The sequence below is a fragment of the Winogradskyella wichelsiae genome, assembly GCF_013403925.1.
Classification (GTDB): Bacteria; Bacteroidota; Bacteroidia; order Flavobacteriales; family Flavobacteriaceae; genus Winogradskyella; species Winogradskyella wichelsiae.
The window spans coordinates 515,211-534,041 of sequence record NZ_JABFDJ010000001.1; the positions used below are offsets into that span (position 1 = coordinate 515,211).

At 31.2% G+C, this 18,831-nt stretch carries 17 protein-coding genes; 7 read left to right on the top strand and 10 right to left on the bottom strand.

The genetic code is table 11. From position 1 onward, the window contains the following. From HM985_RS02270 to HM985_RS02280, 3 genes are all read right to left on the bottom strand, one after another. Complete coding sequence (locus HM985_RS02270) at positions 1-978, bottom strand: deoxyhypusine synthase family protein (protein ID WP_179374672.1); 978 nt, start codon at positions 976-978, stop codon at positions 1-3. Next, positions 968-1,909 (bottom strand): agmatinase, encoded by a 942-nt coding sequence (speB, locus tag HM985_RS02275; protein ID WP_179374673.1) that lies wholly within the window; start codon positions 1,907-1,909, stop codon positions 968-970. Before speB ends, HM985_RS02270 begins: the two co-directional genes overlap by 11 nt. Positions 1,910-1,985: 76 nt before the next feature. After that, positions 1,986-3,383 (bottom strand): arginine decarboxylase, encoded by a 1,398-nt coding sequence (locus HM985_RS02280; protein ID WP_179374674.1) that lies wholly within the window; start codon positions 3,381-3,383, stop codon positions 1,986-1,988. An 881-nt stretch (positions 3,384-4,264) separates the two neighbouring features. Between HM985_RS02280 and HM985_RS02285 the strand changes: the two genes are divergently transcribed. The 3 genes from HM985_RS02285 (at position 4,265) to HM985_RS02295 (ending at position 7,340) form a co-directional block, all read left to right on the top strand. After that, entirely contained in the window at positions 4,265-5,071 is an 807-nt protein-coding gene (locus HM985_RS02285) for a leucine-rich repeat domain-containing protein (RefSeq protein ID WP_179374675.1), read from the top strand. A gap of 328 nt (positions 5,072-5,399) precedes the next feature. Further along, on the top strand, positions 5,400-6,353 hold the full coding sequence (locus tag HM985_RS02290) for a nucleoside hydrolase (RefSeq protein ID WP_179374676.1): 954 nt from the start codon (positions 5,400-5,402) through the stop codon (positions 6,351-6,353). Between the two features lie 12 nt (positions 6,354-6,365). After that, positions 6,366-7,340 carry a phosphotransferase gene (locus HM985_RS02295; protein WP_179374677.1) on the top strand — a complete coding sequence of 325 codons (975 nt, stop codon included), beginning with the start codon at positions 6,366-6,368 and terminating at the stop codon, positions 7,338-7,340. Here HM985_RS02295 and HM985_RS02300 read toward each other — a convergent pair. The 4 genes from HM985_RS02300 to HM985_RS02315 all read right to left on the bottom strand — a co-directional run bounded on the left by HM985_RS02300 (position 7,337) and on the right by HM985_RS02315 (position 12,308). Next, complete coding sequence (locus tag HM985_RS02300) at positions 7,337-8,098, bottom strand: helix-turn-helix domain-containing protein (RefSeq protein ID WP_179374678.1); 762 nt, start codon at positions 8,096-8,098, stop codon at positions 7,337-7,339. The two genes, HM985_RS02295 and HM985_RS02300, sit on opposite strands and share 4 nt — an antisense overlap. 46 nt (positions 8,099-8,144) lie before the next feature. Next, complete coding sequence (locus tag HM985_RS02305; RefSeq protein ID WP_179374679.1) at positions 8,145-9,287, bottom strand: MFS transporter; 1,143 nt, start codon at positions 9,285-9,287, stop codon at positions 8,145-8,147. Between the two features lie 112 nt (positions 9,288-9,399). Then, on the bottom strand, positions 9,400-10,134 hold the full coding sequence (locus HM985_RS02310) for a LytR/AlgR family response regulator transcription factor (protein ID WP_179374680.1): 735 nt from the start codon (positions 10,132-10,134) through the stop codon (positions 9,400-9,402). Between the two features lie 2 nt (positions 10,135-10,136). Further along, positions 10,137-12,308, bottom strand: coding sequence for a tetratricopeptide repeat-containing sensor histidine kinase (locus HM985_RS02315; protein ID WP_179374681.1), 2,172 nt, complete (start codon positions 12,306-12,308; stop codon positions 10,137-10,139). Positions 12,309-12,519: 211 nt separating this feature from the next. Here HM985_RS02315 and HM985_RS02320 point away from each other — a divergent pair, with 211 nt between their 5' ends. Both HM985_RS02320 and HM985_RS02325 read left to right on the top strand, forming a co-directional pair. Continuing rightward, positions 12,520-13,551 carry an SIMPL domain-containing protein gene (locus tag HM985_RS02320; protein WP_179374682.1) on the top strand — a complete coding sequence of 344 codons (1,032 nt, stop codon included), beginning with the start codon at positions 12,520-12,522 and terminating at the stop codon, positions 13,549-13,551. Positions 13,552-13,556: 5 nt separating this feature from the next. Continuing rightward, the gene (locus tag HM985_RS02325; RefSeq protein ID WP_179374683.1) at positions 13,557-14,723 is read left to right on the top strand and encodes a vWA domain-containing protein; all 1,167 of its coding nucleotides are present in this window, start codon (positions 13,557-13,559) and stop codon (positions 14,721-14,723) included. 63 nt (positions 14,724-14,786) lie between these two features. On the opposite strand, the gene HM985_RS02330 is transcribed toward HM985_RS02325, so the two are convergent. Both HM985_RS02330 and HM985_RS02335 read right to left on the bottom strand, forming a co-directional pair. Beyond that, positions 14,787-15,800 carry a PorP/SprF family type IX secretion system membrane protein gene (locus HM985_RS02330; protein WP_179374684.1) on the bottom strand — a complete coding sequence of 338 codons (1,014 nt, stop codon included), beginning with the start codon at positions 15,798-15,800 and terminating at the stop codon, positions 14,787-14,789. Between the two features lie 6 nt (positions 15,801-15,806). Then, positions 15,807-16,163, bottom strand: coding sequence for a T9SS type B sorting domain-containing protein (locus HM985_RS02335; protein WP_179374685.1), 357 nt, complete (start codon positions 16,161-16,163; stop codon positions 15,807-15,809). A 91-nt stretch (positions 16,164-16,254) separates the two neighbouring features. Between HM985_RS02335 and HM985_RS02340 the strand changes: the two genes are divergently transcribed. Then, entirely contained in the window at positions 16,255-17,157 is a 903-nt protein-coding gene (locus HM985_RS02340) for a NifU family protein (protein WP_179374686.1), read from the top strand. 132 nt (positions 17,158-17,289) lie between these two features. Then, positions 17,290-18,102: a mechanosensitive ion channel family protein gene (locus tag HM985_RS02345; RefSeq protein WP_179374687.1), complete on the top strand. Its 813-nt coding sequence runs from the start codon at positions 17,290-17,292 to the stop codon at positions 18,100-18,102. On the opposite strand, the gene tsaB is transcribed toward HM985_RS02345, so the two are convergent. Continuing rightward, positions 18,099-18,770, bottom strand: a complete 672-nt coding sequence (tsaB, locus tag HM985_RS02350) for a tRNA (adenosine(37)-N6)-threonylcarbamoyltransferase complex dimerization subunit type 1 TsaB (protein WP_179374688.1) — start codon at positions 18,768-18,770, stop codon at positions 18,099-18,101. The two genes, HM985_RS02345 and tsaB, sit on opposite strands and share 4 nt — an antisense overlap. Positions 18,771-18,831: the final 61 nt, after the last annotated feature.

Consider the following 18,831-nt stretch of genomic DNA (forward strand, 5'->3'; position numbering starts at 1 on the left):
TTACATATCTAAAAGATAAGCAAAGATTAAAGGTGCAACAATAGTAGCGTCACTTTCAATGATGAATTTAGGTGTATCAATATCTAATTTACCCCAAGTTATTTTCTCATTTGGAACAGCTCCAGAATACGAACCATAACTCGTTGTACTATCGCTAATTTGACAGAAATAGCTCCAGAATGGTGTTTCTGGACGTTCCATATCTTGATACAACATTGGCACTACACAAATAGGAAAATCGCCAGCAATACCTCCACCGATCTGGAAGAAACCAATACCGTTTTCAGAATTATCGGTGTACCAATCTGCTAAAAACGTCATGTATTCTATACCAGATTTCATAGTACTAGCCTTTAACTCTCCTTTAAGTACGTAGCTTGCAAAGATGTTACCCATAGTACTATCTTCCCAACCTGGACAAACAATAGGTAGGTTTTTTTCGGCTGCAGCATACATCCATGAATCCTTTAAATCTATTTCGTAATGCTCTTCTAAAACACCAGATAATAATAATTTGTACATATATTCATGTGGTAAATAACGTTCACCTTTAGCTTCTGCATCTTTCCAAATTTTAACAATATGTTCTTGAATTCTTCTAAAAGCTTCCTCTTCTGGAATACAAGTATCCGTGACACGATTTAATCCTTTTTCAAGTAAATCCCATTCGTCTTGTGGTGTTAAATCTCTATAATTTGGTACGCGTTTGTAATGCGAATGCGCCACTAAATTCATAATATCTTCTTCTAAATTCGCACCAGTACAAGACACAATTTGCACTTTATCTTTACGAATCATTTCAGCAAAAATCTTACCCAATTCTGCGGTACTCATTGCACCCGCTAAAGACACTAACATCTTTGCACCAGAATTTAATTGTGCTTCGTACCCCTTTGCAGCGTCTACTAAAGCCGCTGAGTTAAAGTGTAAATAATATTTTTCTATAAATTTCGAAATTTCCCCTTTGCTAGTATTCATCTTCTGTATTGAATTTAGATTTTTTATTTCCTTCTTTGTTTGAATCGTTAAAGTTGCTTTCAAAACCATCTTCTATATTTTGATTTTGAAATTTGTAACTCAACATTTTGTAATATAATTTGGCAGCTAAGAAGTCTGAAGATTTATCAGCTTCATTAGGACATAATTCTACAATATCGAAACCAACCACATTCTTCTCGTCAAAAACTTGTTTTAAGAACTCTAGCGTTTCGTAATACAATAATCCTCCCGGCTCAGGTGTTCCTGTGCTTGGCATAATTGAAGGATCAAATGCATCCAAGTCGAATGTAATAAATACGTTATCTGTCATCTGATCAATAGCAGCATCCATCCAACTATCATCTATAGCCATTTGGTGAGCGAAATACGTTTTTTCTTCGTCCATTACCGTTTTCTCGATAATATCCATAGAACGGATTCCAACCTGAATTAAGTTGGTTGTCTGGCTCGCTTCGTAAACAGCACAAGCGTGATTACATGTAGAACCTTCGTAGCTTTCGCGTAAATCTGCGTGTGCATCGATATGAAGTACCGTAAGATCTTCAAACATTTCGTTGAAAGCTCTAATCGTCCCTATTGACACTGAATGTTCACCACCAAAAACAGTTACAAATTTGTTCTTCTTAATATATTTTTTTGTCGCTTGGTGTACGGCTTCTACCATAGCTTCTGGTGATGCATTTTCTGCAACAGCGTCTGCTAGAAATACACCTTGTTGGTAAACTTCAGAATCGGTTTCAATATCATAAAGTTCCATATTAGCCGAAGCATCTAAAAATGCATCAGGACCTTTATCTGCACCTTTTTGCCATGTACTTGTACCATCATAAGGTACAGGAATTAATACAATTTTAGCCGTTTCTAATTTTGCTAAATCTTCTGGAATACCAGCGTAAGTTTTTGTTTTCATTTTATATCATTTTCCGCTAAAACGGAAGTATTTTATTATTCAATAATTTTATTAATACTGTTTACTTAACCTCCTCTTAAGAGTCATACCCTAAAATACCGAGTAAGTTTTCACTTTTTTGCTGTTCTGCAAAAACGCTAGTCTTTAAGTTTCCATCCGCATCTTTTTGAATTAAAACATGCTTTGGTGTTGGTATTAAACAGTGTTGCAAACCGCCAAAACCACCTATAGTTTCTTGGTAAGCACCGGTGTTAAAAAAACCAATATATAAGGGTTTATCTTTATTATATTTTGGTAAATAAATAGCATTAGTGTGTTGCTCACTGTTATAATAATCATCACTATCGCATGTTAAACCGCCTAAAAGCACACGTTCGTAACTATCGTTCCAACGGTTGATTGGCAACATTATAAAACGTTTATTAATAGCCCAAGTATCTGGTAATGTTGTTATAAAAGATGAATTAATCATGTTCCATTTTTCACGATCATTTTGTTGTTTCTGATATAATATTTTATAAAGTGCGCCTCCACTTTCTCCTACGGTAAAACTGCCGAATTCTGTAAAAATATTGGGTACCGCTACCTCTTCTTCTTCACAAACTAGGTTTATTTGATTTACAATTTCATCTACCATATAGGCATAATCAAAATCGAAAGCCAATGAGTTTTTTATAGGAAAACCACCACCAATGTTTAAACTATCTAAAGTTGGGCATATTTTTTTTAAAGCTGTGTATACCTTTAAACACTTATGTAATTCGTTCCAGTAGTAAGCATTGTCTCTTATCCCTGTGTTAATAAAAAAGTGAAGCATCTTTAACTCTACTTTTTTATTATCTTGAATTTGACTTTTATAAAAAGGTACAATGTTTTTGTAGCCAATTCCTAAACGTGAGGTGTAAAATTCAAACTTTGGTTCTTCCTCAGAAGCGATTCTAATTCCAACCTTAAATTTCCCGTTAATCTCTTCAGATAATAAATCAATTTCTTCGTAATTATCTATAATAGGGATACAGTTTTTATGACCGTCATTAATAAGACTTGCTATATTCTCAATGTATTGATCACGTTTAAAACCATTACTTAGCACATAGGTTTCGTCAGTAATTTTACCTTCTTTTTTAAGTGCTTTAACAATATCTATGTCAAAAGCCGAAGAGGTTTCAATATGGATATCATTACTAAGTGCCTCATCTAAAACATGTTTAAAATGAGAGCTTTTAGTGCAATAGCAATAATTGTATTGTCCCTTGTAGTTATACTTTTCAAAAGCATCAGCAAACCATTTTTTAGCACGCTGTATGTTATTAGAAATTTGTGGTAAATATGTAAATTTTAAAGGTGCTCCGTATGCTTCAACCAATTTCATTAGGTCTATATCGTGAAAATGCAAAGCTTTGTCTTCAAGTTTAAATTCGTCTTGAGGAAAGTGAAAGGATTGATCGATGAGATCAATATATTTATTGTTCATGTTGTGGATTAAAAATTCAAGTATAAGATAAAAAATATATGCGTAAACAATGTTAAGGATACGTTATATCATACCTGAATTTGGCTTTGTGTAGTAGGTACAAAACCGTAAATATGCTGACTAGCAGCAATCGATGATGCGGAAGTTAGCTCTAAAATTCGGTTACTTAATCTATAAGCTGCTCTTGAATATGACTTCCTAATTTTCAAGAACCCGAACATATAAACATGTTTCAATTGTTCAGCTAAAATTGGTTTTAAAACCTTGTTAGGTAGGCACCAATTTCGAAGCAAATGTATATTATTTTCTAATACGTTGTTATTTTTTTTATTTTTTTTAAATATTTTATTAGAACACTTACTACTAAAGGAATACAAACTTTATTAGCCCCTATAATTAGAAAAACAAAGACCTAATTATATCTCAATATTTGGAGAGAAAGTATATATTTATTGTTTCAGTTGTATAATAAATTAGCTAATGTTAATAGAAGAATTTATATAAGAACGATAACAAATCAATATTTTGTAATTGAGGAATTATTTATCGACTGTGGATAAATACGTCATAAAATATTACACTCCACACCATAACTAAACTGCAACATTATAAAAAATAATTATCTATTTAATAAAATAGGACGATAATAGAAACCTTCTTTTTATTTATATATTTTGTGATCTTTAAGTGTTATAAACAAAATAAACTAGAGTATTCCCCTCTATGAAAAGAATACGACCTTCTCTTAAATCATCGTATTCTATATTACCAACAAAAAACTCTAATTTATCCATTCTATATTATTTACTAACTTACATCCTGATTTAAAAAATAAAAGATTTGATATAACTTAAATAGAAATTAATCTTATAACCTCAACTATGAAACACAAAGCCAAATACCTTATTTTTTTTATTGCATTAATTGTATTCAGTTTTAAAGTTAATGCGCAAGATGACGGAGACATTGACATGCCTTTTTCAATTCCTACAGAATATAACACACTTAATATACCAACAAGGTATAATGATGCCGTTATTGAACTAAATTTAAGAAATAGCAATTTGAAGTCGTTACCAGATACAATTTCAATTTATAAAAATTTAAAATATCTATACGTTTCCAATAATTCGTTGCAAGAAATCCCTGAAAACATCGGCGATTGTAAAAAATTAAGTATAATTTCTATTGCTAATAATAACCTAAAAAAATTACCAAATTCCATAACTGAATTAGAGCATTTACTAACACTATTTTTGCCAAAAAATAATCTTATAGAACTACCAAAAAATTTAGAAAATTTAAGCCGCTTGCTTCAACTCAACCTTGAGGATAATAACTTAAAATCATTGCCCCGTAATATGGAAGGCTTAAAAGAGTTGTTTGAATTAAACTTGAATAACAACGAACTTACTTCATTACCAAAAACGATAACTAAAGTTACCAAATTAAAAAATTTACTATTAGCAAATAATAATCTCAAAGCGCTTCCTAAAGATATTGGTGATTTACAAAACTTAGAAGGATTAGACTTAAGGAATAATAATATAAAATCAGTTCCTAAAAGCATGAAAAACCTTACAAGTTTAAAGTATGTTATTTTAACAGGAAATCCGATTGCCGAAAAAAGTGAATTAGAATTGAGAGCTCTTTTTCCTCATTGCAAAATTGTAATTGAAGATCTATAAATCAGTTGACAACTAATAATAAGCTTTTATTTTTTTAAAGGATTTTATAACGACAGTCCGCATATTTGATAACATATTTAAATTAAAGATGAGGATCATTATGACTTATAAAATCTATAAGTAGGCTAAAAGACAGAATAGCAAAATGAGGAATACTAGTTTATTTTTTATTTAGAATTGTATCTTCCTAAAACCTGTAATTTCATCGCTAAAAATTTAATATAACGAAAATCCGTAATAAAATTCAAGTTTTACGACTTATAGCTTCAACATACTTTAGGTTTATAAATATGAATCAAACTTAAAGCAGCACAATCGATTTTATTAAATGAACACTTCTTACTTAAATAAAAGCATAACAAAAATCAACAATTACCTTTTTTTAGGTCTTTTATTTTTATGCTCTATTTCTACAAATGCACAAAATACATCTCAAAAATTAGATTTAATTATTGATGCTGACACTGCAAATGAAGTTGATGATTTATATGCGATTGTAAGGGCTATTTTAGAACCTAGTTTTAATTTAATAGCGATAACATCTGCTCAGTTTCATACCTCTCCACTAGCCTCAGACAATACCGTTAGCGAGAGTCAAAAAATTAATGAAGACATTATTAGCCTAATGAATGCTAAAGGTATTTCACTCCCTTTAGGAAGTAACACACCTTTAACTGAATACGGTAAACCTGTTTCTTCTGAAGCTTCTCAGTTTATTATTGAAACGGCGCATAAAATGAAAGGTCATCAAAAACTAAATATTGTTGTTTTAGGTTCATGTACCAATATCTCCTCTGCTATTTTAGAAGATCCTTCAATAATTCCTAAAATTAAAGTCCATTACCTTGGTTTTTGGCATACACCAGAGACCAATATTTATAATAAAAAAGAATTCAATTCAGGAAACGACCCTATTGCTGTAGAAGTTTTACTTAATACAAAAACACTTGATCTTGATGTAATGACCGCGACTACAAGTCAGCACTTAATATTTTCAAAACAAGAAGTCGATTTTCATTTAAAAAACAAAAGAGGTATTTCGAATTATTTAATAAATAGATGGGAAACCTACGAACGCTGGTGGACAAAAGAAGATCCTGAAAAGGAAAAATGGACGATGTGGGATGTTGCCATTATTGAAGCTTTAGCAAAACCAGAATTATCTACCGTAGAAAACCATGTAACACCTCCAGAAAACACACAACGTAATATTGGTATACATACCAAAATAGACGTTGACCAAATGACAACTGATTTTTGGAATGCTTTAAAAAAATTATAACCTACCCTTTTTATGTTTATAGACCAACAAACACCTAGAGAAGACATTAAAAATCTCTTACAAAAAATTGATTTTTTTAATAATGCCAATGAGACCATCACTCACGTTACAAAACCAGGTGAAGGCAACATGAATGTGGTATTACGTATTGAAACTAATTTGCGGTCATTTATTTTAAAACAATCACGTCCATTTGTTCAAAAATATAAGGATATACAAGCACCAATAGAACGTATTGATGTGGAATTTCAATTTTATTCTTCCATTGAAAACAATATTTTAGTTAGTAACCATTTCCCTAAAGTTTTAAAATACAACTCCGAACATCATTTATTAATTTTAGAAGATTTAGGCAAATGTGAAGATATGACCAGTTTATATGATACTCATATAATTGACTTAAGCCAATTAGAATTACTGGTTAATATTGCAGCAAACATTCACAACTCTAAAGCACCTGAAAATTATCCCGAAAACAAAGAGTTGCGACTACTAAATCACCAACATATTTTTGAACTTCCTTTTATAGAAAATAATGGTTTTTGCTTAGATGATATACAACCAGGATTAGAAGCACTTTCTATACCATATAAAAAAGACCTCTTACTAAAAGAGAAAATTAAAGACATAGGACATCAGTATTTATCTGAAGGAACAACGTTATTGCATGGTGATTATTACCCTGCAAGTTGGATGACAAATAAAGATTCACTTTATATTATTGATCCCGAGTTTAGTTTCTTAGGTTTCCCAGAGTTTGATCTTGGTGTACTTGCCGCACATTCGATTATAATAACAAAAGACGAAACATTAATTTCTAACATTGAAGACTATTACCCAAATGAAATAGATAAAAACCTTTTAGCACAAATAACGGGTATTGAAATTATGCGTCGTTTAATAGGGTTAGCACAACTACCAATTTCGACTTCTATAAAAGAAAAAGAAGCACTCTTACAATTAGCTTACAAATTAATTATGAATTAATGTTGCTTCTTAAAACCTGAAGGACTAACACCAACATATTGTTTAAAAAATCTTGAAAAACTACTCATAGAACTAAAACCTAAATCAAAAGCTAACTCTTTTGTTGAAATTTCACTTTTAATCAATCTACGCTTGGCCTCGGTTATTTGGCGTTGTTGAATAATTTGTTTGGCCGTAAGATTTAATTTTTCTTTTAAAATCTGATTCAATCGTTTGGTACTCATCCCAATTTCTTCAGCATAAAAATGAGTATTTGTTTCGTTTAAAAAATTAGCTTCCATCAATTCTAAAAATTGAAAAACTCTTTTTTGGTGAAGATCTTGCTTTAAAAAATCATCTTTCTGAGAACGTATTAAATGAAGTAACAAAACTTTAAGTAAGGTTTTCAGCATTATATAAGATGCTAATTCACTATAAAATTCATCTTTAATGAGGTTAATGATTTGTCGAAGTAAAACAACCTCTTTAGCATCTTTAATTTCTAATTCTGGATACTTATTAAAAAGAAACATCACATCTAAAGCATACTCAATATCATCCTCGTCAATAAGTTCACGTTCAAAATTTAATAATACACCGTGATTCGAATTAAAAATGGTCGTATCAAAAACCTCGTTTAAAGGTTTAAAATGAACAATAACTTTATTTTCTTCAATAAATTTGAAATAAACACCCATAGAATTAACTGAAAGTGAAGCTGTATCACTTTCAAAATCATCTACTATCTGAATTTTATTTTTCCAGTGCTCTTTACTCATTCTCTTTTTCAAGTGAACTCCAAAAATAAGAAGAAATTACCCAAATTTATTGTTTAGATAATTTCTGAAACATTACAAACATTGCAATACCAATGATTAAAGCTAGTGCTGCCGCTGTTCCAAAAATCGCTTCATAATCATTAGAAATGTAATTAATAAACGTAGATAAAAATTGACCACCAAACACTCCCATAGAAAACAAACCTAAGTTTTTCCCTTGGTCATGTACCGTACTTGCCTCAACCATCATGTGGTTAAGTAACGGAATGGTAAAACCAAAACCAACACCTATAAACAATACCGTTAACACTAAAAATGGTGCAGATGTAGCAGTTGCAAGCACCAAATACCCTAACATAAAAAACAGAAAACCAAATGAGACCGTTTTTCCATCTCCAAAAGTTTTTACCATTTTAGGCATCTGACTTGCTGTTACAATAGCAATAAGTGAAATAAAAGCCATTAGGTATCCGGTGTGCGATTCGCTAAATCCAAACGATTCTGGCAAGTATAGAGGTAAGGTTACAAAACCTATAAAAAAGAGCATCATAGCTAATAAAGATGCTGTAAAAATTAGCCTAACTTTAAATTTCTGTTTCTGATTAGATGTCGTATTATCTTGTTCTTCAATTTTTTCAACTTTAGGCTTAGGTAATGTTTTAGCGACTAAAACCAAACATAATAGAGCAATTAAGTAAATATAAAATGGGTATTGCCAATTTAATTCCCCTAAAACTCCTCCGATAGCAAGAAAAACAACACCGCCTAACTCAATAGACATCCCTTGCCAAGCCATCATTTTCATTCTTGCTTCACCTGTAAAAAAATCTGCAATATAAGACGTTACAGAAACCTGAACGGCGACTGTAGCTCCACCTAATAAAAACCGATCTAAAACTAGTAAATAATCATTAGTTATAAAAGCACCTATAACTCCCAAAACTGCATAAGGAATAAGTCCTAAACTTAATAATTTTAGCGTTCCTAACTTATTTAAAAGCCGACCAACTAAAGGTGCAAAAATTACAACACCTAAAGAAGGCAGTGTAATTAACCAACTTGGTGAAAAACTAAGATTTTTATGTTCTACAATTCCTGAAAGTGAGGGTGCTATAACCGTACCCACCATTATGGTTAAACTACTTACGAAAAGCAGTGTAAAAATTCCGAAGTTTGATATTTGTTTCATAACGCAAAATTCAAACTATTATAACGAAACTACTTTACCTGTTTTCTAAATAAGTAAACCGAAATAGACATTGCTATAATGGGAATCACAATTTTACTTTTTTAAAGCCTTTTTACTTAAAATAAGATAACAAATCAGATTTCTTAGAAGCAGAAACCATAATCTCTTTACCGCTACTCAACACAACACTTCCTCCTTTACCTTTTACGTATTTTACAATTTCATTGACGTTTACCAAATAACTTTTGTGTACTCTAGCAAAGTTGGCGTCCTTAAGACTTTCTTCAATATATTTTAAAGTTTTACTAACCAATTTCTTTTTTTTGTTATTTAGATAAATCTCGGTATAGTTATCATCTGCTTTGCAATACATAATATCTGCAGTTTCTATAACTTCAAAACCATCTTGCTGCGGTAGTGTTATTTTTCCACTCACAGCATTTGTTTTTGGTACTAAAACTTGATCTTGAAGCGCATCTTCCTTCGTTCTAATTTCAGTAACATAATCTACAGCCTTAATCAATTCATCTATAGAAATTGGCTTCATTAAATAATAAGAAGCATGTGCATTTAAAGCTTCAATTGCATAGTGATTATAGGCCGTAACAAATATGGTTTCAAAATTAACATCACCAACTTTATCTAGCAAATCAAAAGCATTTCCATAAGGCATTTCTACATCTAAAAACACGACATCTAAATCATGATTTCTAATTAACACCAAAGCTTCTTCAACATTAGCCGCCTCACCTAAAATGGAAATATTAGGGCAATATTTAGTCAAATAATTTCTTAAAATAAGTCGACTCTGCGCTTCGTCTTCAACTATAATGGCATTCAATTTCATACTTAATCCTTTTTTAAGGTTACAACCACTTTTGTTCCGGCATCTTCTAGTTCTTGAAAATCGCTAATTGTAACATCTACTTTATCTTTATACATTTCATTAAGAATAGCAACACGTTTTTTAATATTGTTCATTCCTTTTGAGTTTTGCTTTTTTTGATGCTCTGTTTTTAAAGCTTTAGATCGCAAACGACCAATACCATCATCTACAATGGTTATTGTTATTTCGTCTTTAGATTTTGGTTGAATTTCAATCTTTAAATGTCCCTTTTCTGTTTTGTAACGTAAGCCGTGCCAAACCGCATTTTCAATATAAGGCTGCAATAACATTGGTGGAATCTGAAATTCGTCTACATCAATTGCTGGATCTACCTCTATGGCGTAATCAAATTTATCTTGAAACCTAAAATGTTCTAGTTTAGTATATAAATTTAGCAATTCAATTTCTTTTTTTAGCGGAATAAAATCTTCTTCACTATTTTCTAAAACGGCACGCATTAATTGAGAAAAATCCGTTAAATATTTATTAGCTGTGCGTTCATCGTTAGTAGCAATAAACGTGTTTACAGAGTTTAAAGCATTAAAAATAAAGTGCGGATTCATTTGACTTCGCAACGATTTTAAAGCCAATAAATTATTTGCTAAACGCTGTTGTTTTATGTATTTAAACATTAAATACCCTGTGATTAAAAGTAGAACTAAGCCACCAATTAATGAATAGATAATGAGTTCTTGACGTTTGTTTCGTTCTTGAGTTAATTCATATTTACTTTTAGATAAAGCCCGATCACTTTCTAAAGTTGTTATTCTATTTTGCTGCTCTGCAATGTTTCGGCTAAAACGAGCGGCTTGAGAAATTTCTTGTATTTTTTTTGCATATAATTCGTCGACAACATTTTTATATTCGTTGTTATAAGCAATGGTTTTTTCTGTATTACCTAATCGAGCATTCACTTCAGAGAGCTTACGTGTTGCATCTAGTTTTACATCTAAATCTCCTCTTTCACCAGCCACTTCTCTACTCTTCTCTAAATACGGAATAGCGTTTGTAAAATCATTACTAAGCAAATAAGCATTACCAATTTTATAATTTTGTTTTTGAGATGTAATTGGGCTATCGTTACTAATTATCGAATCGACTTCAATATCCCTAATACCCTGAATAGCGGCTTTTCTAAGTACAATTTCACTCTCATAATCAGCATTTATACTATTAAATTCTGCAACTTTAATTTGTTCCTCAACCGCGCGTTTTTTGTTTTCGCTTTTTGCTAAACTTAACGAATTTGAAAAATAGCTTTTAGCTTTACTCGTCTGCCCTTTCTTGCTATATACCTCTGCTATTTTAGAATTTAAGTCTGTGATTTTTGGTGCAATTAAATGTTTTTGAGCCACCTTTAATCCATCTTGATAAGCAGTTATGGCTTTTTCAAAATTCTTAGCTTTTAAATTTGCATCACCAGTACCTTCAAACCAGATTGCTTTCTCGTAATTCGTTAAGATCTTTTCATCTATTTGCTGATAAGATGAAAGGCTAGTTTTAAAATCTCCATTGTTAAGGTAAGCTTTTGCTAATTTAAGTTCTACAGAAGCTATTTTTGAATTCTGAATACTCACTTTATAGGCAGATATTGCCAAATCAAATTGTTTCCAATAAACATAAACATCGCCTAGCAACTCATGCGCTTCTGCACTTTGATTGGTGTTGACGTTTACATCTAAGGCATCTCCTATAAACTTTATACTTTTTTCTGCATCTCTTTTAAGATAGATATCAGCAGAATCTATCATGTTGTTAAATCTTGTAAAATCTCCTTTACTTCTACTATTATATTTAGATTGTTTTGATTCTATAACTTCTATCGAGATGCGTTCATTAGATTTTACAGTGTAATAAATAGTTTCAAAATCGGGGTGTTTAATAATTAATTCATCACCAATCTTTGCTTTAATATCAAAAGAACCATTAAAATCAGTGGTAACATAACGCCCTCCATTAATTAATACTTCTACATTTTTATAAGGATTTCTAGTCTCTTTTTCATATACAGAACCTCTAATTGTAAATGAAGTATTATGCTCATCAGCGCTCTCTAATTCTCGATTCTGCCCAATGGCTAAAAACCCAATTAGAAAAAGCAGGACTGTTATATAATATGTTTTGGAAATTCTCACTTAATTATTTATTAGTTGGACTAAGCTACATACTTTATTTGGTTTCAAAAAATGAGCATTGGGTAATTAGATGTCTTTTACTTAAAAAATAACGGCTTCTACTAAATTTATAATGCCACTCACTCATTGAGACCACCACTTTACTCATTCTGACTTTTACACTCTCTTTTTTCGACTGAGCTTTACACTATAAATCAAAAAACAGATCCACATGAAAAAAAATAGTTCAATCCTCCTACTACTATTATTTAGCATTACTACCCTTTTAGCTCAGCATAAAGGGAATTATAATGAAATCACTCAAGATATCTCGAGACAGAATATATTAACCTCCGGGAATGCTCAAATCTACAATCCTGCAGTACAAAAACAAATACATCAAAATTTACAACCAAGTAATGTTTTAACTATAGATGTAAAAGCGCTTCAAAATGTAAGTGCAACAACATATACGGCCATTTTTAATGTTTCTCAAATTGGGCTAACGGCAGAGAAAACAAATCAGTTACTAAAAAAACGAATAGATAGTATTAAACAGCGATTAAAAACTAAAGGCATCGCTGAAAACAATATTGCAATTGATGTTATTTCATTTGTTCCTATTTATGAAGTTGAAGTAACTAAAAAACTATTTAGTAAAACCTATACAGAAGTTCCTAAAGGATTTGAATTGCAGCAAAATATTCATATTCAATTTACAAAAACCAATCAATTTGAAGCCATCTTAGAAGCTTGTGCAAAAAGTGAAATCTACAATTTGGTTAAAGTGGATTATTATATTGAAAACATACAAGAAGTCTATAAAAATTTACAAAATCAATTATTGAAACTTATTGAAGAGAAAAAAGCCTATTACAAAGTTTTAGGTTTTGATATGGCAACTTATGACGTAGCTATTGCAGACGATAAATACTGTTATTTCCCTAAAGATTTTTACCAAAGTTACCAAGCTTATAATAGTATTTCTATTGAAGCTTTAGATAAAAGTAAAGGAATTACAACAGCCAAAAAGCAAACCTCTTATTACTACCAACCCTTAACGTATGAAAATTATGATGTGGTTATCAATCCTTCAATTTTAGAACCCGTTGTTCAAATTGGTATGAATATAAAATTACACTTTACACCAAAACCTAAAGAAAAAAAAGAAGCTCCTATTGTAGAAACAAAAATAGATCATAAATACTATGTAATATCTCCAAATGGAACCATTGATGTTAAAGAATTAAATACAAAAAATTAGAACTTATGAAAACACCTTTTAGAACCTTAATATTTGCATTCAGCTTAATATCACTTACTGCTTGCAATGCAAATTCAAAAAACAAACCTCAAGATTTAGCCGTCACAGAAACGGTAATTAAAACAACATCGAAATCTGATAATCCTGAAATTAAAGTAGCATTACTTTTAGATACCAGCAACAGTATGGATGGTTTAATTGACCAAGCAAAGGCACAACTCTGGAAAATAGTTAATGAACTCTCTTATGCTAAATGTGAAGATAAAAGTCCTAATCTTAAAATTGCTCTTTACGAATATGGAAATGATAATCTCAATGCTGATGAAGGTTACTTAAGACAAGTTCTTTCCTTTAGTGATGATTTAGATGAAATTTCGAAATCGCTATTTTCATTAACAACTAATGGCGGTAATGAATACTGTGGCAAAGTTATTAAAACGGCTTTAAACCAACTAGATTGGGGAAATAACACAGAAGACTTAAAACTTATATTTATTGCAGGAAACGAGCCTTACTCACAAGGTGATGTTAGTTATAAAGAGGCTTCAAAATTAGCTCATAAAAACGATGTAACCGTAAATACTATTTTCTGTGGTGATTATAATCAAGGTATAGCAACAAAATGGAAAGACGGAGCCGATTTAACACACGGAAATTATATGGCAATTAATCATAATGAAGCTACCGTTCATATTGCTTCACCATACGATGACAAAATATTAGAACTCAATAAAAAATTAAACACAACCTATATCGCTTATGGATCTGCTGGTAGAAAGAAAATGGAAATGCAAGCTGAACAAGATGCTAATGCCATGAGTTATAATAAATCGAATGCGGTGAGTAGAACAGTAAGTAAAAGCTCAAGATTATATAAAAATAGCTCTTGGGATTTGGTTGATGCCGAACAAGAATCTGATTTTTCTTATGATGAGTTAAAAGAGAGCGAATTACCAGAAGAATTAAAAGGGAAGTCTAAAGCTGAAATTAAAACTTATGTTGAACAGAAAAGTGAAACTCGTAAAAGTCTACAAAATCAAATAGCCACCTTAAATTTAAAACGACGTGAATATATTGCCAAGCAAGACAAAGGCAATTCTAGCAGTTTAGAATCAGCAATGCTTAAAGCCTTAAAAACGCAAGCAGAAAAGAAAAACTATAAGTGGGAATAATCATGATAAAAAAAAGAGGCTCAATGAAAATTGAGCCTCTTTTTTTATATTATTTGTTCCGTCTTAGTTAATAGCAGGACAATTACACTCATACTTCTCTCTTCTACAATTGAAGTTAAATCCTAATGTTAATTGATGAAAACCACCATTATTAAAATTAACTGTATTTGCTTGGTAAGAATACGTATATGCAAAAACAAAATTATTATAATCAACCCCTACAAATGGAGTCACGTATTGTAATTTTTGACTGCTAACACCAGAGCCATCCTGAAATGAAGCTCCATCTAAACTACGTCTGTAAGACAATCCACCCCAAACTTTACCAAAGTCCATTTCTTTATAAACCTTAGCGTTAATATCTATAGAAGATTCTGCCGTAGCATCTCTATACATATACATAATTGAAGGTTCGTAGCTCCATTCACTACCAAATTGGCTAAAAGTATAACCTGTAGAAACCAAATAAGTTCTTAAGTTATCAAATTCAAAACCATCAATACCATTCCAGTTAATACCTTCATTGTTTAAAATATTCTTTGCTGTGAAGTGAGCATAGAAATCTACAAAATGATAAGAAAAACCAAAATCAATATTAAAGTTTGTTGCACTTTGTTCTATCCCAGCAACAGCTTGATCAAATTCCCCTGGAGCTAACCAAGATGATTCATCTAATTTATATTGAATAAACCCTGCACTCAAACCAAATGAAAGCATGTTTAAATCAATTTCATTACGAGAAAACATTAAATGATATGCAAAAGTAGCATAACCACCTGTTGTAGAATGGTACCCGTTAGAATCATTGAAAACAACACCACCAAGGGCAACAGGAGAATCACCTAATCTTCCATTTATACTTAAAGTTTGTAAGCTAGGTGCGTCATCTACCCCAAACCATTGTTGTCTTGCCGTTAATCTTACTTTGGTACAATTTGCAACACCTGCCATAGACGGATGAATTAGATAATAATTATCCGTTAAATAATCCGAATAAACAGGCATCCCTTCTTGTGCAAAACTAAAATTTGCAAAAAAAGCTATAAATGCAATTAAACAATACTTTTTAAATTTCATATTTTTTTATCGTTTGAGGGTAAAATGAGCTTTAAATTCTTTTCGTTCACCTGTACTTGGTTCATCGTATTCTACTGTAAACCAGTAACCATCCGTTGGCATCGCTTCTCCATTAAATTGACCGTCCCAACCATCTCCATCTGGACTTAACTGCTTTAGTAACTTGCCGTATCGGTCAAATATATAAATTTTTGCACTACTTCCAACACCTTCAATGTTCCAAGTTTCATTATTCCCAACACCATTAGGCGTGAAAAACAATGGATAATCTATAACAAATTTTGAGCTCGATCTTAATCCACATCCATTTTTGTCTCTTGCCGTAATTCTCTTGCCGTAATATTTAACGCGAAATTTAAACAAATTATATCGATTGTATAAGTATTACTGTTATAAAACATCCCCCAAAGGATGAATGTTTCATCTTCAGATTTCATACTTTTGTAAAAAAAAGATGTCAAAGACCAAAATATCCATAGTTGCAACTTCGAACGATACAATTAAGAAGTTTGAAGCTGATCGTTTTTTAACAAACCATAATAGTTTCGAATTCAACAATATAGATGATGCTAAAAACTCACCATTAGCACAACAGCTTTTCTATCTTCCCTTTGTAAAGAAGGTTTATATTGCGTCAAACTTTATAGCCATTGAGCGTTTTAATATTGTTGAATGGAAAGATGTAGAAAACGAAGTAGCACTTCAAATTGAAGAATATCTATCTAAAAATGATGTTGTAGTTAAAGAAGATGCCTCTAAACCTAAAGCTGCAGTTACTATTTATGCGGAAAGCACTCCCAATCCCGGTGTACTAAAATTTGTATGTAACAAGGTATTAGTTCCTAATTTATATGAATTTAAATCTATTGAAGAAGCAAAACCCTCTCCATTAGCAACAGCCTTATTTCAATTTCCTTTTGTTAAAAACATTTATATGGAAAAGAATTTTGTTTCAATAACAAAATTTGATATTGTTGAATGGGAAGAAGTCACTCTACAATTACGAGAATTTTTAAAATCTTATGTTGAAGATGGAAAAACAATCTTAAATGATGATGCTCCTAAAAAATTAGAAAGAACCGAAGAGGCTATTGAACAAAAATTTGAAGCTTTAGATGATATTTCTAAAAACATTATAAACATCCTTGAAGAATATATTAAACCTGCTGTTGAAAGTGATGGAGGAAATATTGAATTTATATCTTATGATGATGCTTCTAAAAAAGTAGAGGTTCTATTACAAGGTGCTTGCAGTGGTTGTCCATCATCTACCTTTACTTTAAAAAATGGTATAGAAAACATGTTAAAGGAAATGTTGAAAGACAATTCTATAACTGTTAATGCTATAAATGGATAATAGTTATTGCCTTTAAGTGACTTTTTAAAACTTTTAGGGTCTTAATAATATTACCTAGAAAATCAAAAATATTAACATATAACTCAGACTAAAATTAGTCTAGTTTTCTATTAAAAAAAAGAGAAAATCAACATGGAAACACAAAAATGGATTGACGCTGGTTATAATTTAATTATTCAGTATGGCCCAAAATTAATATTAGCTATTATAATATGGATCATTGGATCTTGGGTGGTTAAAGTGCTAGTTAAGGGATCTCAAAAAGCTATGACTAAAGCTAATTATGATGAAAGTCTTAAAAAATTCTTATTAAATTTAGTCAATTGGATTTTAAAAATTATACTAATTATAGTTGTGTTAGGAACATTAGGTATTGAAACAACATCTTTTGCTGCTATTATTGCTGCCGCTGGTTTAGCTATTGGTTTAGCGCTTCAGGGCTCTCTTGGTAATTTTGCAGGAGGTGTTTTAATTATGATCTTTAAACCTTTTAAAATAGGAGACTATATACAGGCTCAAGGCGAATCTGGAACGGTTAAAGAAATTGAAATTTTCACAACTAAATTAACAACGCCAGATAATAAAGAAGTTATAATTCCAAATGGAAGTTTATCTAATGGAAATATTGTAAACTTTTCTACAGAAGCAACACGTCGTGTAGATTTTACTTTTGGAGTCGGTTATGACTCAGATATTAAGTTAACCAAAGAAACAATTTTAAGTGTTATTAATAAGCACGACTTAATTCTTAAAGATCCAGCACCAGCGATTAATGTTTCTGAGCTAGGAGATAGTTCTATTAATTTCTTTACAAGAGTCTGGGTTAACAAGGCCGATTATTGGGCTGTTAACTTTGATGTAATTGAACAAACTAAAGAAGCTCTTGATGCTGCTGGTATTGACATTCCTTACCCACATCAGGTAGAAATACACAAACAAGGTTAAGCCTTCTTTTTTAAAGCTACAAAATCCTTTAAATAATAGGGTTCAAAATAAGCGACATCTTCGGTGTCGCTTTTTTTATGCTTCATTTCTGACAAAAACGACATCTCATTTGCAGAAGGTAATTTCCCGTCTATAAAGATTGCATTAGGATGTTGAATTAAGCTTTTTGTCTTTTCTACACCATTACCTATAAAATAAACTTTATTGTTTTCTAAAAGCGTGCTAAAACTTTCTTCTGTAAGTATTTCAGCTTCTATCGCTCTATGCAATGCTAATTTTGAAGTGTAAATAGCAGAATAGACCTCCATACGTCTAGCATCTAACATCGGTACAATAAAACCTTCTTCTATCTTAACCTGATGTGCTAAACTTTCTAAAGTAGAAATAGAAATTAAAGGCTTATCTAAAGCAAAACATAATCCTTTTGCCGATGACACTCCAATGCGTAAACCGGTATAAGACCCAGGTCCTTTACTTACTGCTACGGCATCAATTTGGGAGGGTTCTAATTTTGAAGTTTTAAAAAGTTCATCAATAAAGGTGTGTAACGTTTCTGCATGAGAATACCCTAAGCTGTTATCTTCCTTTAAAACTAAAGTCTCCCCATCCTTAGACAGAGAGACTGAACAATTTGTAGTTGCTGTTTCAATATTTAGCACTAATGCCATATGCGGTTGTTGTTTTTTGCAAAACTACAATATATTAATCAAAGATGATATGCTTTTGACT

Coding starts and splice junctions, on each gene's coding strand:
- tsaB (WP_179374688.1), bottom strand. CDS start 18,770: ATGGCATTAGTGCTAAATATTGAAACAGCAACTACAAATTGTTCAGTC.
- HM985_RS02310 (WP_179374680.1), bottom strand. CDS start 10,134: ATGAAATTGAATGCCATTATAGTTGAAGACGAAGCGCAGAGTCGACTT.
- speB (WP_179374673.1), bottom strand. CDS start 1,909: ATGAAAACAAAAACTTACGCTGGTATTCCAGAAGATTTAGCAAAATTA.
- HM985_RS02340 (WP_179374686.1), top strand. CDS start 16,255: ATGTCAAAGACCAAAATATCCATAGTTGCAACTTCGAACGATACAATT.
- HM985_RS02345 (WP_179374687.1), top strand. CDS start 17,290: ATGGAAACACAAAAATGGATTGACGCTGGTTATAATTTAATTATTCAG.
- HM985_RS02305 (WP_179374679.1), bottom strand. CDS start 9,287: ATGAAACAAATATCAAACTTCGGAATTTTTACACTGCTTTTCGTAAGT.
- HM985_RS02325 (WP_179374683.1), top strand. CDS start 13,557: ATGAAAACACCTTTTAGAACCTTAATATTTGCATTCAGCTTAATATCA.
- HM985_RS02290 (WP_179374676.1), top strand. CDS start 5,400: ATGAACACTTCTTACTTAAATAAAAGCATAACAAAAATCAACAATTAC.
- HM985_RS02270 (WP_179374672.1), bottom strand. CDS start 978: ATGAATACTAGCAAAGGGGAAATTTCGAAATTTATAGAAAAATATTAT.
- HM985_RS02285 (WP_179374675.1), top strand. CDS start 4,265: ATGAAACACAAAGCCAAATACCTTATTTTTTTTATTGCATTAATTGTA.
- HM985_RS02330 (WP_179374684.1), bottom strand. CDS start 15,800: ATGAAATTTAAAAAGTATTGTTTAATTGCATTTATAGCTTTTTTTGCA.
- HM985_RS02300 (WP_179374678.1), bottom strand. CDS start 8,098: ATGAGTAAAGAGCACTGGAAAAATAAAATTCAGATAGTAGATGATTTT.
- HM985_RS02280 (WP_179374674.1), bottom strand. CDS start 3,383: ATGAACAATAAATATATTGATCTCATCGATCAATCCTTTCACTTTCCT.
- HM985_RS02295 (WP_179374677.1), top strand. CDS start 6,366: ATGTTTATAGACCAACAAACACCTAGAGAAGACATTAAAAATCTCTTA.
- HM985_RS02320 (WP_179374682.1), top strand. CDS start 12,520: ATGAAAAAAAATAGTTCAATCCTCCTACTACTATTATTTAGCATTACT.